The organism is Parabacteroides sp. TM07-1AC (genome assembly GCF_003480915.1).
Taxonomy (GTDB): Bacteria; Bacteroidota; Bacteroidia; order Bacteroidales; family Tannerellaceae; genus Parabacteroides; species Parabacteroides chongii.
Window position 1 is genome coordinate 267,881 of the sequence record NZ_QUKD01000003.1, and the last position, 25,102, is coordinate 292,982.

16 protein-coding genes are annotated in these 25,102 nt (G+C 42.2%); 8 read left to right on the top strand and 8 right to left on the bottom strand.

Annotated elements, in window-relative coordinates:
• Positions 1-65: 65 nt before the first annotated feature.
• Positions 66-2,852 carry an excinuclease ABC subunit UvrA gene (gene uvrA, locus DXD68_RS08820; RefSeq protein WP_122361284.1) on the bottom strand — a complete coding sequence of 929 codons (2,787 nt, stop codon included), beginning with the start codon at positions 2,850-2,852 and terminating at the stop codon, positions 66-68.
• 245 nt (positions 2,853-3,097) lie between these two features.
• Here uvrA and DXD68_RS08825 point away from each other — a divergent pair, with 245 nt between their 5' ends.
• The 6 genes from DXD68_RS08825 (at position 3,098) to DXD68_RS08850 (ending at position 10,681) form a co-directional block, all read left to right on the top strand.
• Positions 3,098-4,993 carry a TlpA family protein disulfide reductase gene (locus tag DXD68_RS08825; RefSeq protein WP_122361285.1) on the top strand — a complete coding sequence of 632 codons (1,896 nt, stop codon included), beginning with the start codon at positions 3,098-3,100 and terminating at the stop codon, positions 4,991-4,993.
• 230 nt (positions 4,994-5,223) lie between these two features.
• The gene (locus DXD68_RS08830) at positions 5,224-6,753 is read left to right on the top strand and encodes a glycoside hydrolase family 10 protein (protein ID WP_122361286.1); all 1,530 of its coding nucleotides are present in this window, start codon (positions 5,224-5,226) and stop codon (positions 6,751-6,753) included.
• Between the two features lie 9 nt (positions 6,754-6,762).
• Positions 6,763-7,614: an AraC family transcriptional regulator gene (locus tag DXD68_RS08835; protein WP_122361287.1), complete on the top strand. Its 852-nt coding sequence runs from the start codon at positions 6,763-6,765 to the stop codon at positions 7,612-7,614.
• A gap of 126 nt (positions 7,615-7,740) precedes the next feature.
• Complete coding sequence (locus DXD68_RS08840; protein ID WP_233577053.1) at positions 7,741-8,658, top strand: DUF5119 domain-containing protein; 918 nt, start codon at positions 7,741-7,743, stop codon at positions 8,656-8,658.
• Positions 8,659-8,716: 58 nt separating this feature from the next.
• Complete coding sequence (locus DXD68_RS08845) at positions 8,717-9,679, top strand: fimbrillin family protein (RefSeq protein ID WP_122361288.1); 963 nt, start codon at positions 8,717-8,719, stop codon at positions 9,677-9,679.
• 93 nt (positions 9,680-9,772) lie between these two features.
• Complete coding sequence (locus DXD68_RS08850; RefSeq protein ID WP_122361289.1) at positions 9,773-10,681, top strand: fimbrillin family protein; 909 nt, start codon at positions 9,773-9,775, stop codon at positions 10,679-10,681.
• Positions 10,682-11,684: 1,003 nt separating this feature from the next.
• Here DXD68_RS08850 and DXD68_RS08855 read toward each other — a convergent pair.
• Positions 11,685-12,215, bottom strand: a complete 531-nt coding sequence (locus DXD68_RS08855) for a DUF3868 domain-containing protein (RefSeq protein WP_122361290.1) — start codon at positions 12,213-12,215, stop codon at positions 11,685-11,687.
• A 7-nt stretch (positions 12,216-12,222) separates the two neighbouring features.
• On the bottom strand, positions 12,223-12,783 hold the full coding sequence (locus DXD68_RS08860) for a DUF3575 domain-containing protein (protein ID WP_122361291.1): 561 nt from the start codon (positions 12,781-12,783) through the stop codon (positions 12,223-12,225).
• A 120-nt stretch (positions 12,784-12,903) separates the two neighbouring features.
• Here DXD68_RS08860 and DXD68_RS08865 point away from each other — a divergent pair, with 120 nt between their 5' ends.
• Positions 12,904-14,037 (top strand): clostripain-related cysteine peptidase, encoded by a 1,134-nt coding sequence (locus tag DXD68_RS08865; protein ID WP_122361292.1) that lies wholly within the window; start codon positions 12,904-12,906, stop codon positions 14,035-14,037.
• A gap of 50 nt (positions 14,038-14,087) precedes the next feature.
• Here DXD68_RS08865 and DXD68_RS08870 read toward each other — a convergent pair whose 3' ends face one another.
• The 3 genes from DXD68_RS08870 to DXD68_RS08880 form a co-directional block, all read right to left on the bottom strand.
• Positions 14,088-14,426, bottom strand: a complete 339-nt coding sequence (locus DXD68_RS08870; RefSeq protein WP_122361293.1) for a hypothetical protein — start codon at positions 14,424-14,426, stop codon at positions 14,088-14,090.
• Between the two features lie 3 nt (positions 14,427-14,429).
• On the bottom strand, positions 14,430-14,597 hold the full coding sequence (locus DXD68_RS24080) for a hypothetical protein (RefSeq protein WP_158585867.1): 168 nt from the start codon (positions 14,595-14,597) through the stop codon (positions 14,430-14,432).
• 121 nt (positions 14,598-14,718) lie between these two features.
• Positions 14,719-17,103, bottom strand: a complete 2,385-nt coding sequence (locus tag DXD68_RS08880; protein WP_122361295.1) for a lamin tail domain-containing protein — start codon at positions 17,101-17,103, stop codon at positions 14,719-14,721.
• Positions 17,104-17,234: 131 nt separating this feature from the next.
• Here DXD68_RS08880 and DXD68_RS08885 point away from each other — a divergent pair, with 131 nt between their 5' ends.
• Entirely contained in the window at positions 17,235-18,245 is a 1,011-nt protein-coding gene (locus tag DXD68_RS08885) for an aspartate-semialdehyde dehydrogenase (protein WP_122361296.1), read from the top strand.
• Positions 18,246-18,697: 452 nt separating this feature from the next.
• Here DXD68_RS08885 and DXD68_RS08890 read toward each other — a convergent pair whose 3' ends face one another.
• Positions 18,698-22,243 carry a DUF6383 domain-containing protein gene (locus tag DXD68_RS08890; protein WP_147382987.1) on the bottom strand — a complete coding sequence of 1,182 codons (3,546 nt, stop codon included), beginning with the start codon at positions 22,241-22,243 and terminating at the stop codon, positions 18,698-18,700.
• A gap of 918 nt (positions 22,244-23,161) precedes the next feature.
• Positions 23,162-25,096, bottom strand: coding sequence for a RagB/SusD family nutrient uptake outer membrane protein (locus DXD68_RS08895; protein ID WP_122361298.1), 1,935 nt, complete (start codon positions 25,094-25,096; stop codon positions 23,162-23,164).
• Between the last annotated feature and the right edge of the window lie 6 nt (positions 25,097-25,102).

Below are 25,102 nucleotides of genomic sequence, written 5' to 3' on the forward strand. Positions count from 1 at the left end.
AAACGTTCAAATAAAAAGCGGTGTGCCATTGTGTTCTTCTGGCACACCGTTTTTCTATGATACTACTACAATTTTTCTTTTAAATATTTTCCCGTATACGATTCCGGACATAGAGCCACCTCTTCCGGTGTTCCGGCACAAACCAGATAACCGCCGGCGTTACCACCCTCCGGTCCCAAGTCGACCAGATAGTCCGCACATTTGATCACATCCATGTTATGCTCGATGATCACCACGGTATGGCCTTTATCGATCAAGGCATTAAATGCTTTCAACAACGTCTTGATGTCATGGAAATGCAGACCGGTAGTCGGTTCGTCGAATACGAACAAAGTAGGCTGCTGCTTTTCCTGCCCCAGATAATACGCCAGCTTCACACGCTGGTTCTCACCACCCGACAAGGTAGAAGAAGTCTGTCCGAGTTTGATATAGCCCAAACCAACATCCTGCAACGGCTTCAGCTTCTTGATAATTTTCTTTTCCTGCGAGCCGGGATGCTGTTCGAAAAATTCGATCGCCTGGTTGACAGTCATTTCCAGCATATCGTAAATACTCACGCCAAAATATTCCACATCCAGCACATCCTGTTTGAAACGCTTACCGTGGCAACTTTCACATTCCAGGGTGATATCCGCCATGAACTGCATCTCAACCGTAATACGTCCGTCCCCCTTGCACTCTTCGCAACGGCCTCCCTCTTTATTGAAAGAGAAATAAGCTGCCGTATATCCCAACTGTTTTGCCAGCGGCTGTTCGCCGAACAACTTACGGATCTCATCGTAAGCGCCGATATAAGTCACCGGATTGGAACGGGAACTCTTACCGATCGAATTTTGGTCGACAAACTCGATCCCTTCGATCATCTTCATATCCCCTTCCAGACCAGAACAGTCCACCATCAGCCGGGCGGCTTCATCCAGGTAATGCTTCACCCCTTCATAAAAGATATCGCGCACCAGCGAACTCTTTCCCGAACCGCTGACACCGGTAACCACCGTCATCACATTCAGCGGGAATTTCACATCGATCCCTTTCAGATTATTCTTGCGTGCCCCTTTTACCTCTATATAATTATTCCACAAACGGCGGAAAGCCGGAACCTCGATCTTATCTTCACCGGTCAGGTAACGTACCGTATGGCTGTTACTGCTGGTCTGCAGGTTATTCACATCGCCCTGGTAGACCACTTCACCACCCAGACGGCCAGCCTTCGGACCTATATCGATAATATAATCGGCCGACCGGATGATATCCTCGTCATGCTCCACCACGACCACCGTATTGCCCAATGCCTGCAACTGGCGCAACACCTTTACGAGCAGGTCGGTATCCCGCGAATGCAGTCCGATACTCGGTTCATCCAATATATATAAGGAACCGACCAGGCTGCTACCCAGCGAAGTCGCCAAATTGATACGCTGGCTCTCACCACCCGACAAGGAAGCCGACAGGCGGTCGAGCGTCAGATAACCCAGCCCCACATCCAGCAGGAACTGCAGGCGGTTCATAATCTCCGTCAGCAGACGTTTAGCCACAGCGGCATCCGTTTCGTCCAGCACCAGATTATCGAAAAACGCTTTGGCTTCCGTGATAGGCAACGATACCAGTTCAGCAATGTCCTTTCCGCCCACTTTCACATAAAGCGCTTCCGGTTTCAGCCGGGCACCTTTACAGGAAGGACAGGTCGTCTTTCCCCGGTAACGCGCCTGCATGACACGGTATTGTATTTTATACAGATTCTCTTCTACAAACTTAAAGAAGTCGTCGATGCCATGCAATCCCCGGGCACCGTGCCACAGCAGGTCTTTCTCCTTCTGCGTCAGGTCGTAATAAGGACGGTGGATCGGGAAGTTGTATTTCTCGCTCTTGGCGATAAACTCTTTCAGCCACTCTCCCATCACTTCGCCTTTCCAGCAGACTACCGCTCCCTGGTAAACCGACAGGCTTTTATCCGGCACCACCAGATTCTCATCGATCCCCAGCACCTTGCCGAATCCTTCGCAGACCGGACAGGCTCCCAGCGGGTTATTGAAGCTGAACATCATATCGGTCGGCTCGATGAACGTAATGCCGTCCGCCTCAAACTTCTTCGAATATTCTTTCACCACCGTTCCTTCGGCAGCATAGATACGGATGATACAGGTGTCATGCCCTTCGAAGAATGCCGTTTCCGCCGAGTCGGCAAGACGGCTCTTCAATGTCTTGTCGTCCGAGACTGTCAGACGGTCGATCAGCAGTTCGATATTGGGAGAAGCAAGCAACGCCTCGTCCGCCATCACCTCCTGAATACGGTGAGCCGTATCGTCGATCGACAAACGGGTATACCCTTCTTTCTGTAATATCTCCAGTTGTTCCTTCATACTCCGCCCTTCCGGCAGAACTACGGGAGCAAACACGGCGAAGCGGGTACCTGCCGGATAGGACAGGACTTCGCTGATAATGTCTTTTACCTGATGCTTCTTCACCTCCATCCCCGACACCGGCGAGATCGTCTTGCCGATGCGGGCATAAAGCAACCGCAGGTATTCGTAAATCTCCGTCGATGTCCCCACCGTCGAACGCGGGTTGCGGGTATTCACTTTCTGCTCGATCGCGATAGCGGGCGGAATGCCTTTGATATAGTCACACTCCGGCTTGCTCATACGCCCCAGGAACTGGCGGGCATACGATGAAAGGCTTTCCACATAGCGGCGCTGTCCCTCGGCATATAACGTATCGAAAGCAAGTGAAGATTTGCCGCTGCCGGATAATCCGGTTATGACGACCAGTTTGTCGCGTGGGATCTCTACATCAATGTTCTTCAGATTATTGACACGAGCCCCTTTGATAAATATAGAATTGTTTTCAGACATAATTTTTAAATATACATGCTGTTTTTACAGACTTTCAAAGCCAAATATCTCATAATGACAGGTTTTTATGGCTCTACAATGTCACAAAGATAGGTATTTTTATAAGAACACATATCTTTTCCCCCTTTCAATTTGCATGTATACACGGCTCTTTGTATCTTTACCAGACATAGGAGATCAGCACATGACTAAGCGATTGGAAACGTTCAAATCTCCCTTTTTATCCATTTAACAGGCAGAATAAAATGAAGTTTAAACAGCTCTTTATGGCCGTCCTCCTGACATTGATGGTAACGGCCTGTGCTCAACCCGACAAGACTGTCGAGTATCCTTTTATCGAAATGGCAAATACTATGACATTGGATATTGCCAAGGTTGAACTGTCGGACACAGCGACCGTACTACATACCGATGCCTATTTCCAACCGCATTATTGGATCCAAATCAGCTCCCAGGGGTATCTGCAGGCTGACGGCAAGCGATACGCTCTCAAAAAAACAGAAGGCATCGATATGGATACCAAGTTCTGGATGCCTGATTCCGGAGAGGCTTCATTCCGGTTGATTTTCGAACCGCTGCCGAAACGAACAAAGACATTCGACTATATCGAAGCGGACGACTGCCCCGACTGTTTCAGGTTATATGGCATCAGCTTGGACACCAACAAAGCCACTACACTTGCCTACGACAAACCTAAAAGCGTACCTGCCGAACTGACGAAAGTAGACTCGAACGCCCCTATACCCGACCCTGTTTTCGAAATAGGTGAAACGACCGTCAACATACACCTGCTGGGCTATCGGGAGGAGTTAGGTAATGAAGTAAACCTATACCTCAACGAAATGTTTGGTAACCAGGAACCTTACTCTGCCAAGGTTGATAAAACAAACGGGATAGCCACCATCCGGTTCATGCAGTATGGCCCGGCACAAGCCCTGTTCTCATTCGGACAAGCCAGCGGAAATCTTTGGCTTGCTCCGAACGAAAAAACGGAAGTGTACCTCGACCTACGCTCTTCCGGTTGGTTCCTTTTGAAACGTAGAGAGATGAAAGGAAAAGGCCCTCAACCGGGTATCTTCCAAGAATTATACACTTCCGGGAAATATGCCAACCTGAACAATGTAATGGCTCAACGGGCGGCAGATTCATTCCATTATTCAATGAATCTGTACTCAGGAGAGTTTGCCGATTATAAGATGTCGGCAGACCAATATGCACAACTTGTTATTGATAAGTATAAAGCATATTCAGATAGCATAGCCAACAGCACGAGCGCTCCCCTTGTGAAAGAATTTAACCTACTGAACTTGAAACAAGAAGCACTGGGAGGAATTGTGCAAGGGAATTATTTCAGAGAACATAATTACCGTCATACCTATAACAAATGGGACCGTACCGACAAAGTGGAGGGTATCGACCCGATCCGTACCGAACATATAGCATCTGTTTGTAGTCTGTTCGACATCAACGACCCGAAACTACTGATGGGAACACATTCATCGGAGTACGTATATGCATTGTACAGTCCGCTTATCCAGGATAAGAAAGGTTTTTCTTACAATATATCACAAACAATGGGTTTCCCCTCGAAAGCAGAGAATGCAGCATTGACCGAAGAAGACTTCAACAAGCTCAAAGCCTTAGACAATCCGTTCTTCCTGTACGTATTTGAAAAGAAACAGGAAATTACCAAGGCGAAACTGGCCGAACTTACCAGCAAAGCCGTCATCGAGCCGACCCCCGACGTACCGAACGAAAAGCTGCTGGAAGCCATCTTTGCCCCGTACAAGGGGAAAATCATTATGGTGGACTTCTGGAACACTTGGTGCGGTCCATGCCGGGCAAGCATCAAAGCCAACGAACCGCTCAAGAGCGGTGAGCTGAAGAGCGACCAGATCGTTTGGCTGTACATCGCCAATGAAACCTCACCCCTGGTGAAATATAAAACGATGATACCGGAGATACAAGGCAAACATTACCGCCTCAACGACAAGCAATGGGCGTATGTCTGCGACCTGCTGAAGATTGACGGAATCCCCTCTTACGTCTTAGTGGACAAATCGGGACAGTTCAAACTGCGCAATGGCTTCCGTGACCATGAACTCATGAAGAATGAATTGAAAAAAATGTTCCAACAATAAACTGACCGGTTGTCAGGAAACAATTATAGACCTATCATTTGACCAAACGTACTTGTTTGGTCAAATGATTAGGTTGTCTTTTGTTCAGACAGGCATGTTTGGTCAAATAGTAACTATTCTCTTCCATCAAACAGACAAATTGTTATCCACCCCCTACGTAACAAGTCTCTTTTTTATGTACTTTTGCCATCGAATAAAATGTTACTATAATCTCAAACCAGACAAGATTCATGAACAATCAGTATATCCGGCTGCTTCTGGCAGTGATCCTTTTTGTAGTTACCTCCTGTTCGACTACACGCCAGTTACCCGTCCGCGAAACAGAAGGAAAAGACAAACGGGAATTCAGGGGAGCCTGGATCCAGACAGCCTTTCAAGGAGAATATAAAGACATGACTCCGGCACAGATGCGGAAAGATTTTGTACGCAAGTTGAATTACCTGCAATCCTGCGGTATCAACGCCATCATCTTCCAGGTCCGTCCCGAAGCGGATGCGTTCTATAAATCGGACATCGAACCCTGGAGCCGCTTCTATACCGGCCAGCAGGGTCTCGCTCCTGCCGGCGATTTCGACGTGATGGAATTTCTGGTCAAGGAATGCCACAAACGGAATATGGAGTTCCATGCCTGGCTGAACCCTTACCGTGCCAGTACGGCAGGCAACACTAGGTTTGCCGATTCGCATATCTACCACCAGCACCCGGAATGGTTCGTCACTTACAACAAACAGATCCTGTTCGACCCGGGACTGCCTCAGAACCGCGAATTCATCTGCAAGGTGGTACGCGACATCGTCAGCCGTTACGACGTGGATGCCATCCATATGGACGACTATTTCTATCCGTATCCTGCTCCGGGAATGCCTTTCCCCGATGATAACAGTTTCCGGAAATACGGCCTGAACAAAGGATATACCGAAGCACAGCGAGGCGACTGGCGACGGGAGAATGTGAACACCCTGATCCGCGAACTGAAACGGACGATACTGCTGACCAAACCCTGGGTACGTTTCGGTATCAGCCCGTTCGGTATCTACCGCAACAAGAAAAGCACGCCCGACAATTCCGGCAGCAACACCAACGGCCTGCAGAACTACGACGACCTGTATGCAGATATCCTGCGCTGGGTTAGAGAAGGATGGATCGACTATAACATGCCACAGATATACTGGGAGATAGGTCATACGGCAGCCGACTATATCACCCTGATCCAGTGGTGGAACAAGAACGCGACCCTCGAAGGTCCTCACCTGTATATCGGACAGGACGTGGCACGCACGATGAAGGCGGACCAGCTGACACGTAAAATGCTTTACGAACGCTCCTTGTCGAAAGTGAAAGGCAACTGCTTCTGGCCTGCCAACGAACTGCTGTGGAACAACAAAGGCGTGGCGGATAGCCTGAAAAGAAACTATCACCGTTATCCGGCACTGATCCCGGCTTATACCCATATGCATAACCGGGCACCGCAGGAGGTGAAGAAACTGAAAAAGGAATGGACCCCCGACGGTTACATGTTGCACTGGCAGGCAGAGCAAAGTCCGACAAATCCGGAGCTTGCCTCTTACTTCGTCGTTTACCGGTTCGAGGACAAAGAACCGATCGACCTCAGCAACCCTGCCAAAATAGCAAAAATCACCCGGAACACAAGATTTTTAATGCCTTATGACAACGGAAAGAAAAAATATCGCTATATTGTGACCGCCGTAGACCGTTTCCATAATGAAAGCGACGGTAAGAGTATAAAGGTAAAATTATAAAGGGTGTCTATGTTCTCTTCCGACCTGAGATATAGCAAATTCACAGATTGTGGCTCCTGTCCGGAATATAGGAAACACATCTTTAAATATCGTTCTTACCCCAAAGGGATCATCATTCCCCGGGAACGCTGCCTGCAGAATACATTGTATTTTCTGCTGAAAGGTAGCGTATGGGTCAACAGCGAAGAACATCCCGACACCACTTTCCATGAAGGACAATTTATTCTGCAACCGATCGGTTCAAAAGTTGAATTCAAAATACTTGAAGCCACCGAATGTGTTCTCTATCTGTTCGAGCGACCGATCAATGTCTGCAATGAACGTTTTAGTAAAGGAGCAAGTATTGCAGAAACTTCACGTATTGAATCGATCGTGATGAATATGTGTCCGCCCCTGCGATACTTCGTAGAAGGCATACGAATGTATCTGAACGATGACTTGTTGTGTGCCGGTTTTCTGAATGCCAAACGGACAGAGCTGGTATACCTGCTCAACTGCTACTATACATTAAAAGAACTTGCCGCTTTCTACTCCCCGATCTACCGGTACAGCAAGAGTTTCCGTTATTTCGTTATGCAGAACTATATGAAAGCGAAAGACGTGGAAGCATTTGCACAGCTGGGAGGTTACAGTACGCCGACTTTCCGCCGCCTGTTCAAAGAGACTTTCGGCGAACCTGTTTACCAGTGGATGCTGAAAAAGAAATGCGAAGACATCCAGACTGACCTGACCACAACCGAAATGTCCATATCCGAGATCAGCTACAAATATGGTTTCGAATCCCTTTCCAACTTTTCCCATTTCTGCCGTGCCAATTTCGGCATGTCTCCCCGTGCCTTGCGGACGAAAAAAGAGGAATAAGCAGTAAAAATCAACAACTCTCACATTTTTTACAACTTATTGAATAGAAAAAGCAATTTTCAGCATGCTTTTTCCCGATACATTTGCGTCATAAAGAAAAAGTAATTGAATTTCAAAGAATATCTGATGATGATAATAAGAGGAGAGATAGGTTGCTCGTGCGGAATTGCCGCTTGCATATTAATGATCATTACATGCTTCATTAAATGCAGTACGAAGGAAGAGCCGGAACAGTCCTCCTACGGTTTTATCTCCTATTCGCTGAAATGGGAACAGGCCTTGAGTGGTTATGAAAGCCCGAAGAAAGTACGTTACTGCTTTTATCCCATGGAAAAGGGTGCGATGACCCAGATCGAAGGCGATGCCGACGGTCTGAAGTTCACACTGCCACCGGATAAATACCGCTTGCTGGTTTTCAATTGCGATGCCGACAATATCGAATTCCGCAACATGAACACCTACGAAACGGCAGAAGCATTCATCCCGGAGACGAAAGCAACGGGAACCCGAGCTTCAGTACGCACTCCTTTATATGGAATAGCCATCAATGAACTGGAAGTGGAAGCCAACGAAGGAACAAACAACGAACGTGAGTTCAAGATGGCTTCATTGATCCGCGAAGTAACGATCGACATCAAAGTCGACGGCATGGAGCACATAAAAGAGTGCAAAGGGGAACTGTCAGGGATACCTGCCGCCTTCAACCTGAGCAAACAAGAGATCGTACCGGATAAAACAACAACAGTAAACTTTGAAACGACGACTTCAGCGGAAGGAGTCAAAACCAATCTATTGATACTGGGAACTGCCCCCAAAACAGGAGAAAAGCCGCCCGTCCTCCCCACCAACGAGGTAAAGCTGGATTTCACCCTCAATGACGGAAGTACCATCTCTTCCTCTCTCGACCTGGGAAACTCAATAGGCGAGGCGGAAGGCGACCATGTAAATGTAGACGTGTCGGTAGCTGTAGAAAAGAATGTCACTTTCTCCGTAACAATCAAAAACTGGGAAGTATCTGCCGGCGACAACATGACCATCGAGTAAATCGAGTAATTTAAATAATAAGCAATAATAAAGTTCAAACAATTTAATTTTTATAATTATGAAAGCATTAGTATTTAATATGTTAACCATTGCTGCAACATTTGCAGCAATGACCGCTTGTACAAGCGAGAGTGATCCGGTAGACGAAGTACAGACAAAGGGTAAAACTCCAATAGAGTTTAGTAGTTCTATATTAGGAGTTCAAACAAAAGCGATTGTTAGTGATGATCAATTTCAAGATGGTCAAAAAATCGGCATCTATGGATATAAAACCGCAGAGCCTAGCAGCGATTATTTAACGACTAACTTTATAAACAATAAAGAATTTACATACTCAGGAAGTACCTTTACTGCAACCGATGCATATTGGGAACGTGATGCTACACATTTTTTTTATGCATACTACCCAGTAGCCTCAACTACTGCAGATCCAACGGGCTATCAACTAACCGAAGCAACAAACAGTGTTGCTCCTTCAGTAAAAGTTGTATGTCAAAAAGATAGCGGTATTGACCAAGATTTATTATGGGCACAACCTGCAAGTAACGGTTTTCAATTTTCTGGTGTTAGTGTTAACAACGTATCATTACCCTTTTCACACAAACTATCTCAAGTTAAATTCTTAATCAAATTGGAAAATACTAACATACCAACATCAGCTCTAACCAAAATTTCTTTGAATGTTGATAAAAGTGAAGGTTCTCTCAACATAATTACTGGAGAATTAACAGAAACAGGTTCTTCTGTAGCTCTTAGTAAGACGATCTCTTCAACGGATATTACAGTCGCAGGAATTAATTGCGATAATTATAATCCATTAGTTTTACCAAGTTCAATAATTTCTGATTTAAAAGTTACTATTAATAACCAAGAACTACCTGTAACCTTAACTACTGCTCCTGCATTAGTAGCAGGAAAAATCACCACTATAACAATAACAGTTAAGCCAACCAATGTCATAATGGAGTCTTCTATTACTCAATGGGGGGATGGAGGTACTCCTGGAGTAGGAGAAGTTTAATCATTTTCCATATTAATAAAAAAACTGTTCTCGTATAGAATACGAGAACAGTTTTCTCAACTTTATAGATCCATTATAATACTCATCGCCCTTATGACTAGTAAGATCTTATATATATCAATTTTCATAACGTTATGCTTAAGCTGCAACAACGACAAAGTGGATACAATCCAAATATCAGATACCTCCATCATAATATTCAGCGGAAAAATTAATAACATTATTCAAAGTAAAAGTATAATTAATGAAGAATACTTTCCTTCAAACTCATCTGTTGGAATTTTTGCATGGGGGCACAAAGAAAATAACACAGAAGCAATATCTATTCGAAAAGATTTAAATAATACACCATATACAAGAGATATTGATAGCAATACTCTTTCTTCATCCAATCATGCTCACTACCCAGTCAACCCCGACACCTTACTCAACATTTACGCCTACTACCCATATACCGAAGCAGCAACTACCGCTCCTTTGAGTATCCCATTCGACCTAAAAAAACAAGACGACATCATGTGGGCAACCCCCGTACTGAATCTTAGTAAAACACAAGGAGATACCCCAGTCAATCTATCTTTCAACCATATCCTATCCGCCATCACTCTTAAATTCAAGAAAGCGGATGATATTAAAGAAGATATGATTCTGCAAAGTATTTCAATGGAGAATTATCCCTCCACCATACAGTTAAACGTACAAACCGGTAAGCTAAGCGCAGCCACCTCAACAACGCCTTACACGCTTATTGACAATCTGAGCGAAACAATGACACCGAACGAAATAACAATCGTCACAAACTACCTTCTTTACCCGATAGAGAATCCTGTTTTCATCGTTCGAATGAGTGGCAAGGATTACCGCATCGAATCTAAAAAGGCGTTTGAAGGAGGAAAAAAACAAACCTACTCTTTCACCATACAGGCACAAAATATCAGCATTTCAGGTAGTATCACTCCCTGGCAGGATGGCGGCACAAGCAACGAAACGGTTTATTTCTAAACGATAATTCTTTTCCATTCAGAAATCACCATCAATAGCTACACCGTCATATCCGGTTAGGAGATTTTATTATTACACGAAAAATGAGCCAATTAGCGTCGTTGTCTTGAAGGCTGTAAGCCTGACCCCAAATTAGCCCAGAGTTTTAACTCTGGGTATCAACAGGTTATTCTCTCGTTTTTTAAGTCCTGCAAGGACGAAACAAGGAATACGAACTTCTTGTAACGCCCTTACAGGGCTTAGGAGATAGAACGGGTAAAACATTGATACCCAGAGCTAAAGCACTGGGCTAATTTGGCTCGCCCCGACGGGGCTCTTAGTTGCTACAACCATCATACACTAGCGAATTTGAGAATATACCTTTCAACCATTCACCTTTTACATCCATCCTTTGATTATTACCTTCTCATAGGTGAACAGTTAGGGTGAACGGTTTGATAAAAAGGTGAACGGTCACCTCTAAACCGTTCACCTTCTTATAAAACAGTTATCCGGCAACTCAAAACTATCTTTACACACGGACAATCCAAAACTATCTTGGCACACAGTATCTTTTACCATCAAACCTACTACCAACTAACTCAGTAGTCACGACTTACAGTTCCGCACACCACCATCGTCAAGCTTTGCGACCAAGGCCGTTAAGGTTTGCGACGTCGCTCATCAAGCTTAACGACGGTGGTCGTTAAGCAAAAAGATTATGACCTTCGGCTTAGTCAGTCCGGACTTTCCATGTAGTGATCAATTACATACAGGCTAAACATAAGAAGCCCTAAAAAGACAGAGGTTCGTCTACTTTTTTACATTCATAGACAACCCATAACAGGATTTTTTTAATACACAGTCAACCAAAATCAGGACGAGACAAGGTGAATGGTTTATGCCAACCGTTCACCTTTTTACGAAACCGTTCACCCCGACCATTCACCCATCACCGTTTAATTATCAAAGGATGATTGCGAAAAGGTGAACGATGAACGGTTAAATGCAGTTTTACTATGTATTATTCAGCCATCTGAATATAAAAATGATCGGTCAGGACATTCGTATACGTCTGAACCGGAATATCATCATAATTATTCAACTCACCGATAAGAATCAGTTCAGCGTCTTCCATCCATGGCTGGAAAGAAATCACTTTCTTATAGTTGACCTCCTGCAATAAGGACGGATTACTTTTCAGAACCACATAAGCCTCTCCGTCAGCCACCCGTTTTCCCTCAAAAGCGATGGTACGCTCATACATCTTTTGCTTGTTCGCCCCATTAATACGGACAGGTACAAAACGGAACGAATGATTGCCGTTACGCAATACCGGAGTCAACACCAACGTCTGATAACGCCCTACCGACAATCCGCTCAGCAAAAGATCCATATCCAGTTTCAACTGGCCGTTCTCTACTTCAGCCTTGTTCTGCTTGATATTGACGAAACCATTGTAAACAGTAGCCTGCGCTTGCGTCTGCGACAGCAACCGGACAGGACACAGCTGCATGATCAACAGAAAAAGAAATATATAGACCGGAGTTTTCATCGTTCATTTATTTAATTATATATACAATACTAACACCGAGTTTGGTCGGTCCGAAGTAGTCATTACGGTATTTATAGGCAGTCTCGCCATTGGAAGGATACGCCGATTTGTCGTATTCGAAATGTACAAAACCGACTCCCGCAGAAAATTCAATGTTCCAATGCGGAGAAAGGTACAACTGATACCCATAAGAAATACCACCGCCATAGCCGTTGCCGTCGTAGGCAAATTTCTTTTTCATCACCGACATGAAGTTTGAATTTGAAATATCGTAATCGATATAAATACCATGAACACCGAAGTAATGCCCGTTAAACTTTTCGTGTAACCAATAACGGGCCTCGGGCTGCACCATCCAATGTTGCCATGACTTGTCACTCGCGATATCCCACCCGTTATAATTTCCGGAGATATCCAATGACCAATGTCGGCTGAAAGCCACTTCGGCACCCAGATTCACTGTTGCAGTTGCATCATACAGGATATTAGACTTGACAGCCACGGTCTGAGCCTTCATTCCCCCACCGAAACAACACAAAAGCAATGCGATGAACAGTATCTTTTTCATATTCGTTTCTTTTTCTCTACATGCTTTAAAATCAATTAGCACACAAAGATAGAAATAAAGAAATATAAATCATTAGATGCAAACAAATTATACGTAACTTTGCAATGAAATAAACAAGACATGAAAATCAAATTTATCATTTATAGTATTCTCTGTGCTTTCTTGCTGGCTAGTTGCGAAAAAGAGGAGATCGATCATCCGACAGAAACACCAAAACGTACGGTACTCGCCTATATGGTTGCCAGTAATCTGGGAGGCTATCTTCGCGCCAATATCACCAAAATGATGACCGTAGCCTCCAACAAAGAACTGAACGGAGGAAATTTGGTTGTCTATTATTCGGAAAATAAAAGCAAATCTTACCTGTTCCAGATAAAAGAAGACAAGAACGGAACAATAGTCACGGACACGATTCGTTTTTATGAAAATCAAAGTGCTATCTCACCGGAGACTATGCATAATGTGATTCAGGAGGTGACCGACTTGTTTCCTGCTGAAAGTTACGGTTTCATTTTATCCAGTCATGGCACATCCTGGTTACCCGGCAATTACAGTTCCTTGCGTTCTTTTGGCGAAGAGAACAAGAAATACATGGAAATAACAGAGATAAACGAAGCTCTGGAAGGTTTTCATTTCGACTTTATGCTGTTCGATGCCTGTTATATGAGCGGCATTGAATGTGCGTATGAGCTGAAAGACAAAACGGATTATTTTCTCGGATCGCCAACGGAAGTGCTTGCCCGCGGATTTCCTTATGAGAATTTCCTGCCTGCCTTATTTAAGGAAGAAGCCGACCTGGAGATGGTTGCCAAAAGTTTCTATGACTACTACAACAATAACAGCGGCGGACCATATGGTACGGTTTCTCTGATCAAATCCAGCGAACTGGACGAGCTGGCTTCGGTTGTCAACGAGATATTGAAAGACAAAACAGAAGAGGATATTTATGCATTACCTTTGTCGGAAATGCAGATCCTGGAATATCTGACGGCAAGCAAGCCGCATATGCTTTATGATTTCGATGATTTTATCCGACATCTGGCTAGTAACGAACAGTACGAGCGTTTCAATGCCTGCATGGAGAAAGCTGTTGTCAGTAAATATACCACTCCTTATTCCTATTATGCTGCATTGTATGGAGCGAAGAAAATCGAGCATTATTCCGGCCTGTCTGTCTTCGTTCCCCAACCGTCTCTGACAAAGTTAGCCGATTGGTATAAACAGCTGGCGTGGTATAAAGCCGTTTATGAATAAAAAATTAACCAGTTCTCGTGGCAGTACGGGAACTGGTTAATTTCATCTTATTATAGGCTTGCTATATTATTGAGCTTTTTACGAATATCCTCCCATGTTACTTTATTTTGCTTCTTGGAAGCTTCCAACATCTTCTTTTCATAAGCTAACCGAGGTATTTCTTCTTTCGCAAATTCGATCAGTAACTCAGTGCCTTTAACTAAATTATCCCAATCTTGCTTACGTTCTTCCGGTGACATTGTGTCTAATTTAGCCTTATGCTCTTCAAAATAAATACGTCGTCCGTCTTCATCAAGATCCATAAAACGTACGAAATCCTCATACATTTCCTGTGTTGGAAACAAACTTCTATATTCCGGATGCGATTCTAAATATTCTTTATTATCCATAAATTACTCCTCCATCTCTTTAACTAAAGCATTATACCAATCAAGAATAACATCTATATTCTTCATTATTAAATCTTTTTCCTGATCAGAATGATCATTCATTTGTCCCGAATAGTTCATGAAAAGACTTTCCAGGAATCCTTTTCTACGTTTAAAATCTTCTTCTTTCATAGGCATTAAAATAATTTTGATTAACGCTCTATGTTTATCGGAGACATTACAAAGATAAAGGTTCCGAACGTCTCCAACAAACATAAAACTATTTATTAACGAACAACTTATCCACCTCGTTTTACCGGATAAGGAATACCTGTTTATATCGTTTTACAGTACCGCCGGAATGGTAAACCTCAGCATAGAAGATATAAACACCTGTTGGCAATTTTCTTCCTGCAGACGAGGAACCGTCCCAGGTAAGCTGTCCGGAGAGGCCCAATAGTTCATGGTTGGCAATTTCAGCGACACGCTGTCCGGCCGTATTGAAGACAAAGGCGCGGCAATTGTATCCCGGTTGATCCAGATAATAAGTTATCGAATAATGGTTCGAGCCGGGAACCCATTCCGGAGCTTCTACTCCGGTCGGCTCATCCGGCTCATCCGGATTGGGTATCTTCGACTGGGAGTTTTGATAACCGGGAGTTCCATAACCGGCTGTAGCAGACGCTGAAGTCCAGTTTGCTGCCGATTGTGTTTCAGCTTCGGGATCAATTCGTTCAAGGGCTACGCCTTTCTGGTCTTTTATGGAGGAAGCATGCCATTTGGAGGAATAGGAGACTTCATCGATCACTGTTTCATCCTTTGTACGGAATAATACAAGTGTAGAAGATGTATTTGCCAATATAGGAAGTTTGGGGATTTCAAATAAAGACAAGGAAGACAGGATCGTATAGAAATCAGTGACCCCCGATTTGTTTTTAGTCAACAGCACATAACCATCCGGTTCAATCATTGAAGTAACAGACGATAAAGGGTAACGGGTATTCAATGTGCCGTCGGCTTTACGGACAGCTACTGATAAGCCGGATAGCGGCAAAGAGCGATCAGAGCGGTTATACAATTCTATATATTCACTGCCACCGGCAAAAGGATTCGGCAGAAGTTCGTTAATAATAAATTCAGACGGTTCAACTATAACGGAAGGATCATCTTCAGAATCATCCGGTTTATCCGGATCGTCAGGATCTTCTGAATGATCGGGCTTGTCGGGATCATCCGGTTCCACAGGTTTTTCCGGCTCGGTCGGTTCTTCTTCTTTACCGGACGAATTAACGGAACCAGGTGTCCCGCCACGAGGATCGGAAGACAGATGCCAGTCACCGGAGGCGGAACGCTCCCACGATTTGGCAGGGGTAGCCTTGGGGTATTCGTATTGGTCAATAATAGTTCCGGAGGGATCTTTCAGCATCAAGCTTTGTCCTTCATCTCTTAATGGATAATACATACTAACAGGTATAACAATTCCATCTAAATCAAAATCAATTTCTGATCCACTCTTACATAATAGTGCATATTTATTCGTTTGCAAATCAATATCCGGCAAAACAAAACATCTTGTTCCACACCAAAGTTCCAGACCTTTAAGAGCAACTGACGACCGAGATGTATTATACAACTCTATATATTCAAAAAATGGACCATCGCCTGGTTTAGCCATAATTTCATTGATTAGAATTGTACCGGAAGGAATCACAGGATCATAACCTTCATCTTCCAATTTAAATTCTTCAGATGCTAAGTTCAATGATTTACCTGACAAATCCGTAAGTCCGGTAAATGAAATAATATAAGATTCTCCAGGAGTCATATCTTTAGGAAAGCCAGCATTCACAACAGCCTTTGTATCACCATATTTTAGGTAATCAGCTTTTCCTATCCCTGATATAAATGAATTAGCATTGGATATATCAACAGGAGATTCGAAATTAAACTGTAATTCTGACAGACTTACTATTTCCACATCAGGAAAAGGCATTTCCACAGATGGGACATCGGGATCATCCGGATCAACAGGTGTTTCATCCGAGTCTGTAATTGTAGGAGTTATTTCATCTGATATTCTTATATTATCCATTAAGAAGTGCTTATTTCGACTTCCTGTATAAATCATATTAATAATGAAATAACCAGACACCGGAGCATTTGCAATTGGATATGTACAAGATCCTTCTTCTTTATAATATTTATCATTAATATTGCGAGAATACATTTTCCAATACTTATTATCTTCTAAAGTTACTTTGATACTAAGGTGAGTTTTACTATCAAGACTACTTTCTTTTCGGTCGAACATATCAACTCCACCATTTCTTCTCAACCCTATTTTCTTTTCAACTTTATCATTCTTTTCTTTTTTACATCCGATCTGTACATAATAGTAAGTTTCCGCATTTTCCATATATAAATAGATACGCATATAATTTTTCTCGCTTGGGACTGTTTTCATCTGTATTTCAAATTCCCATTGCATATTGGGTGTATAAGTAATTAGTCTTTTCAAAGCGGCAACACCACCATACCCTTTCGTAGCATTAAGTTGCAATTGACCATTTACGAGTAGAAAAGAATCACGAGCACCAAGCCATTCTGTAGATAAGACAGGCCCATCAAACGTTTCTGTGAACTGTGCAAATGCACAAACAGGAAGTAATACAAGGAGAAAAAGAATAAATTGTTTCATAGCTATATAGTTTTGTTATAAAATTATCTATCTTTGCGCACTAATAGTTTACAACTATACGCGCGACCCTGATTTTGGATGCGGTAAAGTTATAACATTTTTTTTATATTACAATTTAATTAGTGCTCAAAATGAAAGTAGCAATTGTTGGTGTGAGTGGAGCGGTAGGACAAGAATTCCTGCGCGTACTCGACGAAAGAAACTTCCCGATGGATGAGCTTGTGCTTTTTGGCTCATCGCGTAGTGCCGGACGTGTTTATGACTTCCGTGGTAAACAGTACACCGTTAAGGAGCTTAAGCATAACGACGACTTTAAGGGAATCGATGTTGCTTTTGTTTCGGCCGGTGGCGGTACATCTGTCGAATTTGCAGAAACCATTACAAAACATGGCACTGTAATGATCGACAACTCCAGCGCATTCCGTATGGATAACGATGTACCTTTGGTAGTTCCTGAAGTGAACCCGGAAGATGCACTGAATCGTCCTCGCGGTATCATTGCCAATCCGAACTGTACTACCATCCAGATGGTCGTTGCATTGAAGGCAATCGAAAAGGTATCGCACATCAAGCGTGTACAGGTAGCCACTTATCAGGCAGCCAGCGGTGCAGGTGCAACTGCAATGGCCGAACTGATTAAGCAGTACGAACAGCTGTTGAAGGGCGAAGAACCTACAGTAGAAAAATTCGCTTATCAGCTGGCATACAACGTGATCCCTCACGTAGACGTGTTCACTGATAACGGTTATACGAAAGAAGAAATGAAGATGTATAACGAAACACGCAAGATCATGCACTCCGATATCGAAGTGAGCGCAACCTGTGTTCGTGTTCCGGTTATGCGTGCTCATAGCGAAGCAACCTGGATCGAAACAGAACGTCCGATCAGCGTAGAAGAAGCCCGCAAGGCTTTTGCAGAGGGTGAAGGTATAATCCTGCAGGACGATCCGGCAAACAAAGACTATCCGATGCCTTTGTTCGTAGCCGACAAAGAACCGGTTTACGTAGGCCGTATCCGCAAGGACATCAGCAACCCGAACGGCTTGACATTCTGGACCGTTAGCGACCAGATCAAGAAAGGCGCTGCCCTGAATGCTGTTCAGATCGCTGAATATTTGCTTAAAGTAAAGAACATAGGATAACAATTTTGTAATCTTTCTATATAAAAGGGACGGTCTGTTGGAGGCCGTCCCTTTTGTTTTAAAAGTGGTGAATTCCCGGATTGTCTTCTATAAAAGATAAAATGAGGATTGTTTTATCTTTTATAATCGATAAAATAAGCCTGTTCAATAAAATATTTTGGTGATTTAACAACACACTATTCCATCCGGAGTGATCCGACAATGGAAGTCCTGATCCTACACGAATTACTCATATATAATACAAAAAGCTCCGATAACCATAGTCACCGGAGCCAATTTTGTATCTGTGTCCTCTCTTCGCAGAGATACTGACAGATGAACTTTATTTTATTACTTTAGTATTAATATCTACCGCCTGTTCCCCCATCGCAGGTTACTTTGCAAGGGCGGTTCACGAACCGCCCCTACGCACGGTAAACAATTTAGAATTTTATTTTCAATTTGTAAATTGCTTATTTTACGATTGCCTTTACAGCAGCTTCGCCTTCAACAGCCACTACTACAATACCTGCCGGAGCAGAGATAGTAACTTCGTTAGAAGAAGCAACAGTGTTAGCAACCTGCTGTCCAAGTACGTTAGTGATCACTACATTCTTGCCTTCAGCACCCTTAACAACTACAGCACCGTCGATAGTTGAAACACTGACAGCAGAAGCGTCGATAGCTTCGTTGTTTACAGCATCCTGTGTTTCTTCTTCGTTGATACCGAATACATCACCTCTTTCATAAGTCGGAACAACAACTACTGTACCGTTGATCCATTTCAGATAACCTTCGTTGGAAGCTGCTTCTTCGTTCGCCTTCACGTCATCTTTGTCAACTGAAGCGATATAGTTCTTATACTGAGTTTGAATTTTGAAAGTCTTATCGCTTTCGTTAGCAGGATTTACATAACGGAATGCGAACTTAGCAACATTGAAGTCAGGAGTATCCAATTCTAATTTAACTGAATCACCGTTGTTACGGATGATATACAGAGTGTCATTGATATGAATACCATCTACGAATGCTAGCTTAGCCAGGTTTTCACCAGCTTCACCTTCATTGATATAAGGATTGTTATGCAAATGAGTTGCACCGTATACATTAGCTGTATCGATCAGGTTGACCAAATAGCGAGCTGTTACCATACGGTCTGTTCTCGGGTGACCAGGAACTGTACAAGTATCAGGATCGTGAACGTCAGCATTTACAGCCAACAGATACTGCCAGCAAGTATTCGGGTTTTCTTTTGTACCACGGTTGATATAAGCTGTATCAACAAACATAGCCGGGTTGATCTTGTCAAACTGATGAACGTTGTCAATATTCAGGAAGCTCTGAACTTCGTCTTCTACTACAGAGTTCTTGTCAGCCTTTTCATACAATACCTGAGAGTTGTTGTCTGCACGATAAATACTTACGATTTCACCGAAGCCTTTAGCTACTTTGTGATATTCAGGAGCATCCAAAGAAACCAGTTTAAACAAATCATTAGAGTTAATCTGTTCCCAAGATTCTTCTACCTGAATCTGACCTTGCTTAGTTGTTGTTGCACCGAACAATTTCTTGCTCAGATCCAAAGTATAATATTTATTATCTTTAGATATCTTACCAGCTACACCGATGATATTGAATAAGCCGTTTGCTTTTTTCTTCAATACAAAGCTATTATTTGCAGTCAGACCTGCTTCAGAGCTATAGTCTTTAGAATCCGGATCGCAATACATTGCATCTTCATCCAAACCTACTTTATTCTTATCGATATAAGTCATATACTCTTTGTTTCCAGCATTCTGGAATGCATAAGTCGGAACGAACAGAGTATCAGCAACAGCCTTGAAACCTTTCTTATCATAATCATAAGAGTTGCTAATTACAATTGCAGTGTCGCCAGTTGCAACTACACGCCAGTTAACAGAATAATCTTTTTCTTTTGTCAAACCAAGCAAATGCTTACCTGCATGATTTTCTGTCACATAGAAGTCAGTTTCTTCTGTTGAAGCAACAGCCAGTTTATACTGAGTATCTTTGATTTCTGTTTCTTTGTAGTTTGTATAGAAATCAGCAACTGTCAATTTAGGATCAACCGGGTTGATGATAAATGTATCACGTTCTCCAAAGCTGAACATAGCTTCGTTATCATCATAAGAAATAGTATACTTGTTATTAGCTGCATCCAACACATTCAGATACAATGCATCAAATTTAGCAGTTGCTTTAGAACCAGCTTCACGGTTTGTGAAAGTGAACTGTGTTTCAGAATCTTCATCTGACAATGAAACTACCCACTGAGCTTCGGGAACAGCCTGCAAATATCTAGCAGCTTCAACCAATTCAGGAGAATAGTTACCTTCGTTATCCAAACCTAAGACTTTACCATTCTTAGCTTTCAAATTTTTATCTGTTGTAACGAATGTAAGTGTTACATAACGATCACGGAATGGGTTGTTCTTCTTATCGTATGCATTTACTCTTGTATCAGAAGCAATTGCAATATTCAAAACGGTAGGAAGTTCTTCCGTTGTAGTCAAATAGATCTGAGGATTAGTATCTGTTCCAGCTTTTACTGTTGTCAAATAAAGCTCATCATCTCCTATTTGGATAGCTACAATTGATTTTTCGTCCGAATTACCTAATACTGTTACTTTCTCTGCATCATCAATTTTACTTACCAAAGCCAATCTTTCACCAATACCAGTAACATTTTCCCACTGGGTATCAGCAAAAGCAAGGTACTTATCACCAACTTTTAGATATGTAGAACCACTTTTTGTTTCCAGATAAAGCAATTTGCCAGCCAATACATTTCCATTGTTAATAGTAAGGCTAGTTTCTGCATCAACCGGTCTTGTCAGATTCAGCATAAAGCCATTACCTAACAATGCATTCAAATCGTCTGCATCCCATGCAGTAATAGCTGCATCTGCATCAACGCTACCATCTGCTTTTACCTCTACAGTAATATCCTGATTATCATTAGAAACAGAACCCTTACCAGCTACAACATTCTTGTTACCTACAACAAGAGCAAAGTCTGCAGGAAGTTCTGTTTTTGAAACAGTAGAGTTAGACAAAGCATCAATAACTGTATTAGCATCAGCATTATTTACAGACAGAGCCTGAGTGCTCTTAGTATTATAGTTAGCTGCCATATCAATAACAGCCTGCTGGAATACTTCAATTTCTGCATCTGTAGCATCTTCTGGTAAACTTACCTGAGCACTATAATAATAAGATTCTCCTTTTGATTGACGAACATCTGCATATTCGAATACACTTCCTTCAAAAGTATTTTGAGAAGCGATATCAGCAGCAGCATTAGTCTTACCTGTCAATCCTGTAAAAGTAAGAGCAGTTGACAGATAAGTAGCGTTATCGCCAGTTGTCACTTTCTTTTGAATTGCAAGATTGTTATCTTTGATCTTCAAACCTGCAACATCATTTCCTTTAACAACAATGCCATAAGTCATGAACCCCTCTAAAAGATTAGTGGCTTCTGTTATAGTATTATTAGAAATAGTAGCTTTTTCAACACTTGCATCAAGTACAATACCCGTTTTATTTGCAGTTGGCTGATTATTACATGTATTTACAGTGATAGGAAGATTCTTTACTGTAACATTATCCGCACTAATTTGTAACTGACCGACAATAGCACCATCACCCTCAGCTGTAATTGTTATACCTTCTACATTTACATTTAAGAAGTTTGCACAATTTCGTAGATAACCACTACCAGACCACTTTATGCCATAAGTAGGAAATGTTATTTCTTCGGCAAATACAATCTCATCACCTTTTACAATGCCATCCTCTCCTGTTTTAAATTGCCATACATCAGTATTAGTTTCTTGGCCATTTTGGGCATCCCCTTTCCAATCTGTAACAGTTGTAGTGATGTCATTAAGATCAGAAATACTTTTAATTACGTACTTCTCTGCCCAAGCATCACCACTCCACAGCGAACCGGCAAGCACTAAGCTCGCCGCCATAAGCGTAGAAAACTTTTTGTTCATAATTCTAAAATTTAGTATTAATAATAGTGTTAATGAAATATATGTTCTTCTTATAAATTGTCTCTTCTAAATAGAATGACGAGAATAAACGTTCCTTTTTTCTCGTCATTTTTTGAGGGTTTGTTACCATAAAAGACAATTTCGTACTAACTTTGCTATTCGGTTGATAAGAAAGCATATAGGGAAGAAAAAATTATTTTGAAAAAGATTGGAGGTTTAAAAGAATGTGGTAACTTTGCTGACGAGAAAAAAGGAACGTTTATTCTCGTCACTCGTTTTTCCCTCCATAATTTTTGATTATCAAACTTCTTATTAGATTTATGTTCATTAATAATATAATAATGACATTAATATATGTACGTATGTACATTATTATATAGAAAAGTAAACTTTTCCTATTAGCACGAATTGACCACACACACAACAAGCTTATCAACAAAGAATTACTAACAAACAGAGATGTAATTATATCATCTCACATCTACTTTCATTCTGATCGGATGAAGTGTTCAAACCCTAAGAGAGAACCACTGAAATACTAAAATCTAGATATTGGCGAATTAAGGGCAATTCTCCTATGTTTCAAATACACAATAATAACTTTACAAAAAAACAGAGCATACTTTACACTTTAGAATACTATAGGTTATAAATAAGGAAGGAGTGCGTTCCTTATTCAAATTATAGGAGAAAATGGCTTAATTATAGGGAGTTTTAGAAGTGAAAGTCCTAAGAATAGTTCTTATATAAAACGGGAAAAAGGGTGACGTCATAAACAATCGCGACGTCACCCTTTCAGATGTTTATCTTCAAAGGACAGATACGGTTTTACACAGGATGATTCCGTAATTATAAATTACAGGCAGGTACCAATTTATCTCGTTGAGCTGCTTTAATAAAATAAAATCACCTTTTACTTTATTTATCTTCCCAGCCTTTCGTCTGAATTAAGTTCGTGTTCAACAATAATTCACCTTTCGGGATAGGCCAGTAGTAACGGTAATCGGACCATGGTAATGTGCCAGTTTGAATATTTATACTTTTCGGATAAAGAATGATGAAACCTTCTTCATCTAAAAAGACATCTTTATTGGCAATTGCCGTCACTGCTGTTTCGCGGATACCGGTTTCCGGATCTACTACCCCATTGTTGTAATCTCCATTATAAAGAGCCTGCATCTCTTCAGTAAATTTTACACCTCTCATCGGAACAGTCAACAGGCCTGCCGCCTTCCAACGCATTAAATCCCAATAACGGAGGTCTTCCTGGGCCATCTCAACACGTCTTTCACGACGTATCTCACGCAATAAGGGGGAAACCGTATAATCCAACTTTTCTCTGTAAATAGCATCCAAGCGAGGGTCTGCCGGAATATTTCCCATATTCAGCTTAGCTGTTGGATATTTCTCGAAGTCGAACCCGGCACGTAGACGCAACTTATTGATAGTTATATCAATATCATTCTGCGAGATTGTGCCCAGTTCACATTTTGCTTCTGCATATATCAGCAGAGCTTCTGCATATCTAAACTCAATAGCCGATTGCGTTGAGCCACTGGCTCTCTGGTAGTTCACCAGGTCCGGTTTCCAATGTTTGATGAATCGGTAGCCAGACTGTTCAGTACCAAGATATTTCAGGTTAGGATAGGTTATTCCATTTTCGTTGATGCCATATACTCCTGTGTTTCTGTTCCAGACGGTGATATATTCTCCCGGTTTACAGATTGTCTGCGACATACGGGGATCGCGATTGTTCAACTCGCTCCATTTTCCATATCCTTCAAACAGCGGGTTTACTTCATAATTACCTTTCGAACCACCGATATAGACAGGACGTCCGTCTTCGCACAGATATTCATCGACCAGACTCTTTTGAGCACAAATACCCATGTGATTATTCTGGTCATAATAACGAAGCAGGTCATTGCCAATCTTATTATCAAAGCTATATTCTACTCCCAAAATGGCCTCCGGATTGGTTCTAATTTCGGTATCAAACTGAGCGAACAGTGCCCAATAAGCATCATCATTTCCATTGGTAAACAATTCATATCGTCCCGATTTAATCAGATAATCGGATGCTTTAACAGCTTCTTCCAACCATACATTAGCAGTGTTCTGCAAATTCAATTCTGTGTGGTATTTCCGGAAAGTTCCTTCATTCAGACAGATTCTTGCTTTCAAAAACTGAGCCATATCCTTGTTTATACGACCTACCGAGTTAGGTGTTGCAACTTCCGGAAACCATTCAATGGCACGGTTTATGCAAAACAACACCGAGTCCATCACCAATTCTCTCGAATCACGCGGCGCGTACAGTTCTTCCGAGTCTATGTTCAAGTCGCGGCTAAGCCAGGGTACATCACTAAAAATCTGTACTTTCTTAAAGTAGTCCCATGCCTTGAAAAAATAAGCTTCAGCAGCATAAGCCTTTTTCTTATCCTCGCTAATAGGCGCTCTGTCGTAGTTTGTCAGGAAATAATTTACGCGACGTAAATCTCCCCAACTCCATCCATTGTAATTATCATTCAAAGGAACGGTATAAGCATTAGTCAGTCTGACGTTCACATTCTGACCGCTACGAACTGCATTATCTGAAAAAGCATCGCCATAAGCAATGTGGCTTCCTCTAAAGTTCAAAGGTGCAACGTATGGATCCTGGTTATGCCCTCGGGCATAGATACGGTACATACCATTGAGATAAAGCTCCAGGTCGGTTTCCGTGTTCCAGAAGTTTTCACTTACTATATCGTCTTTGGGAGGACGGTCCATAAAATCGTCATTACAAGCAAAAAGGCAAAATGACAACGCTGATAAAGCCAGCACTTTTATATTTGAACTATGTTTTCTCATACTATC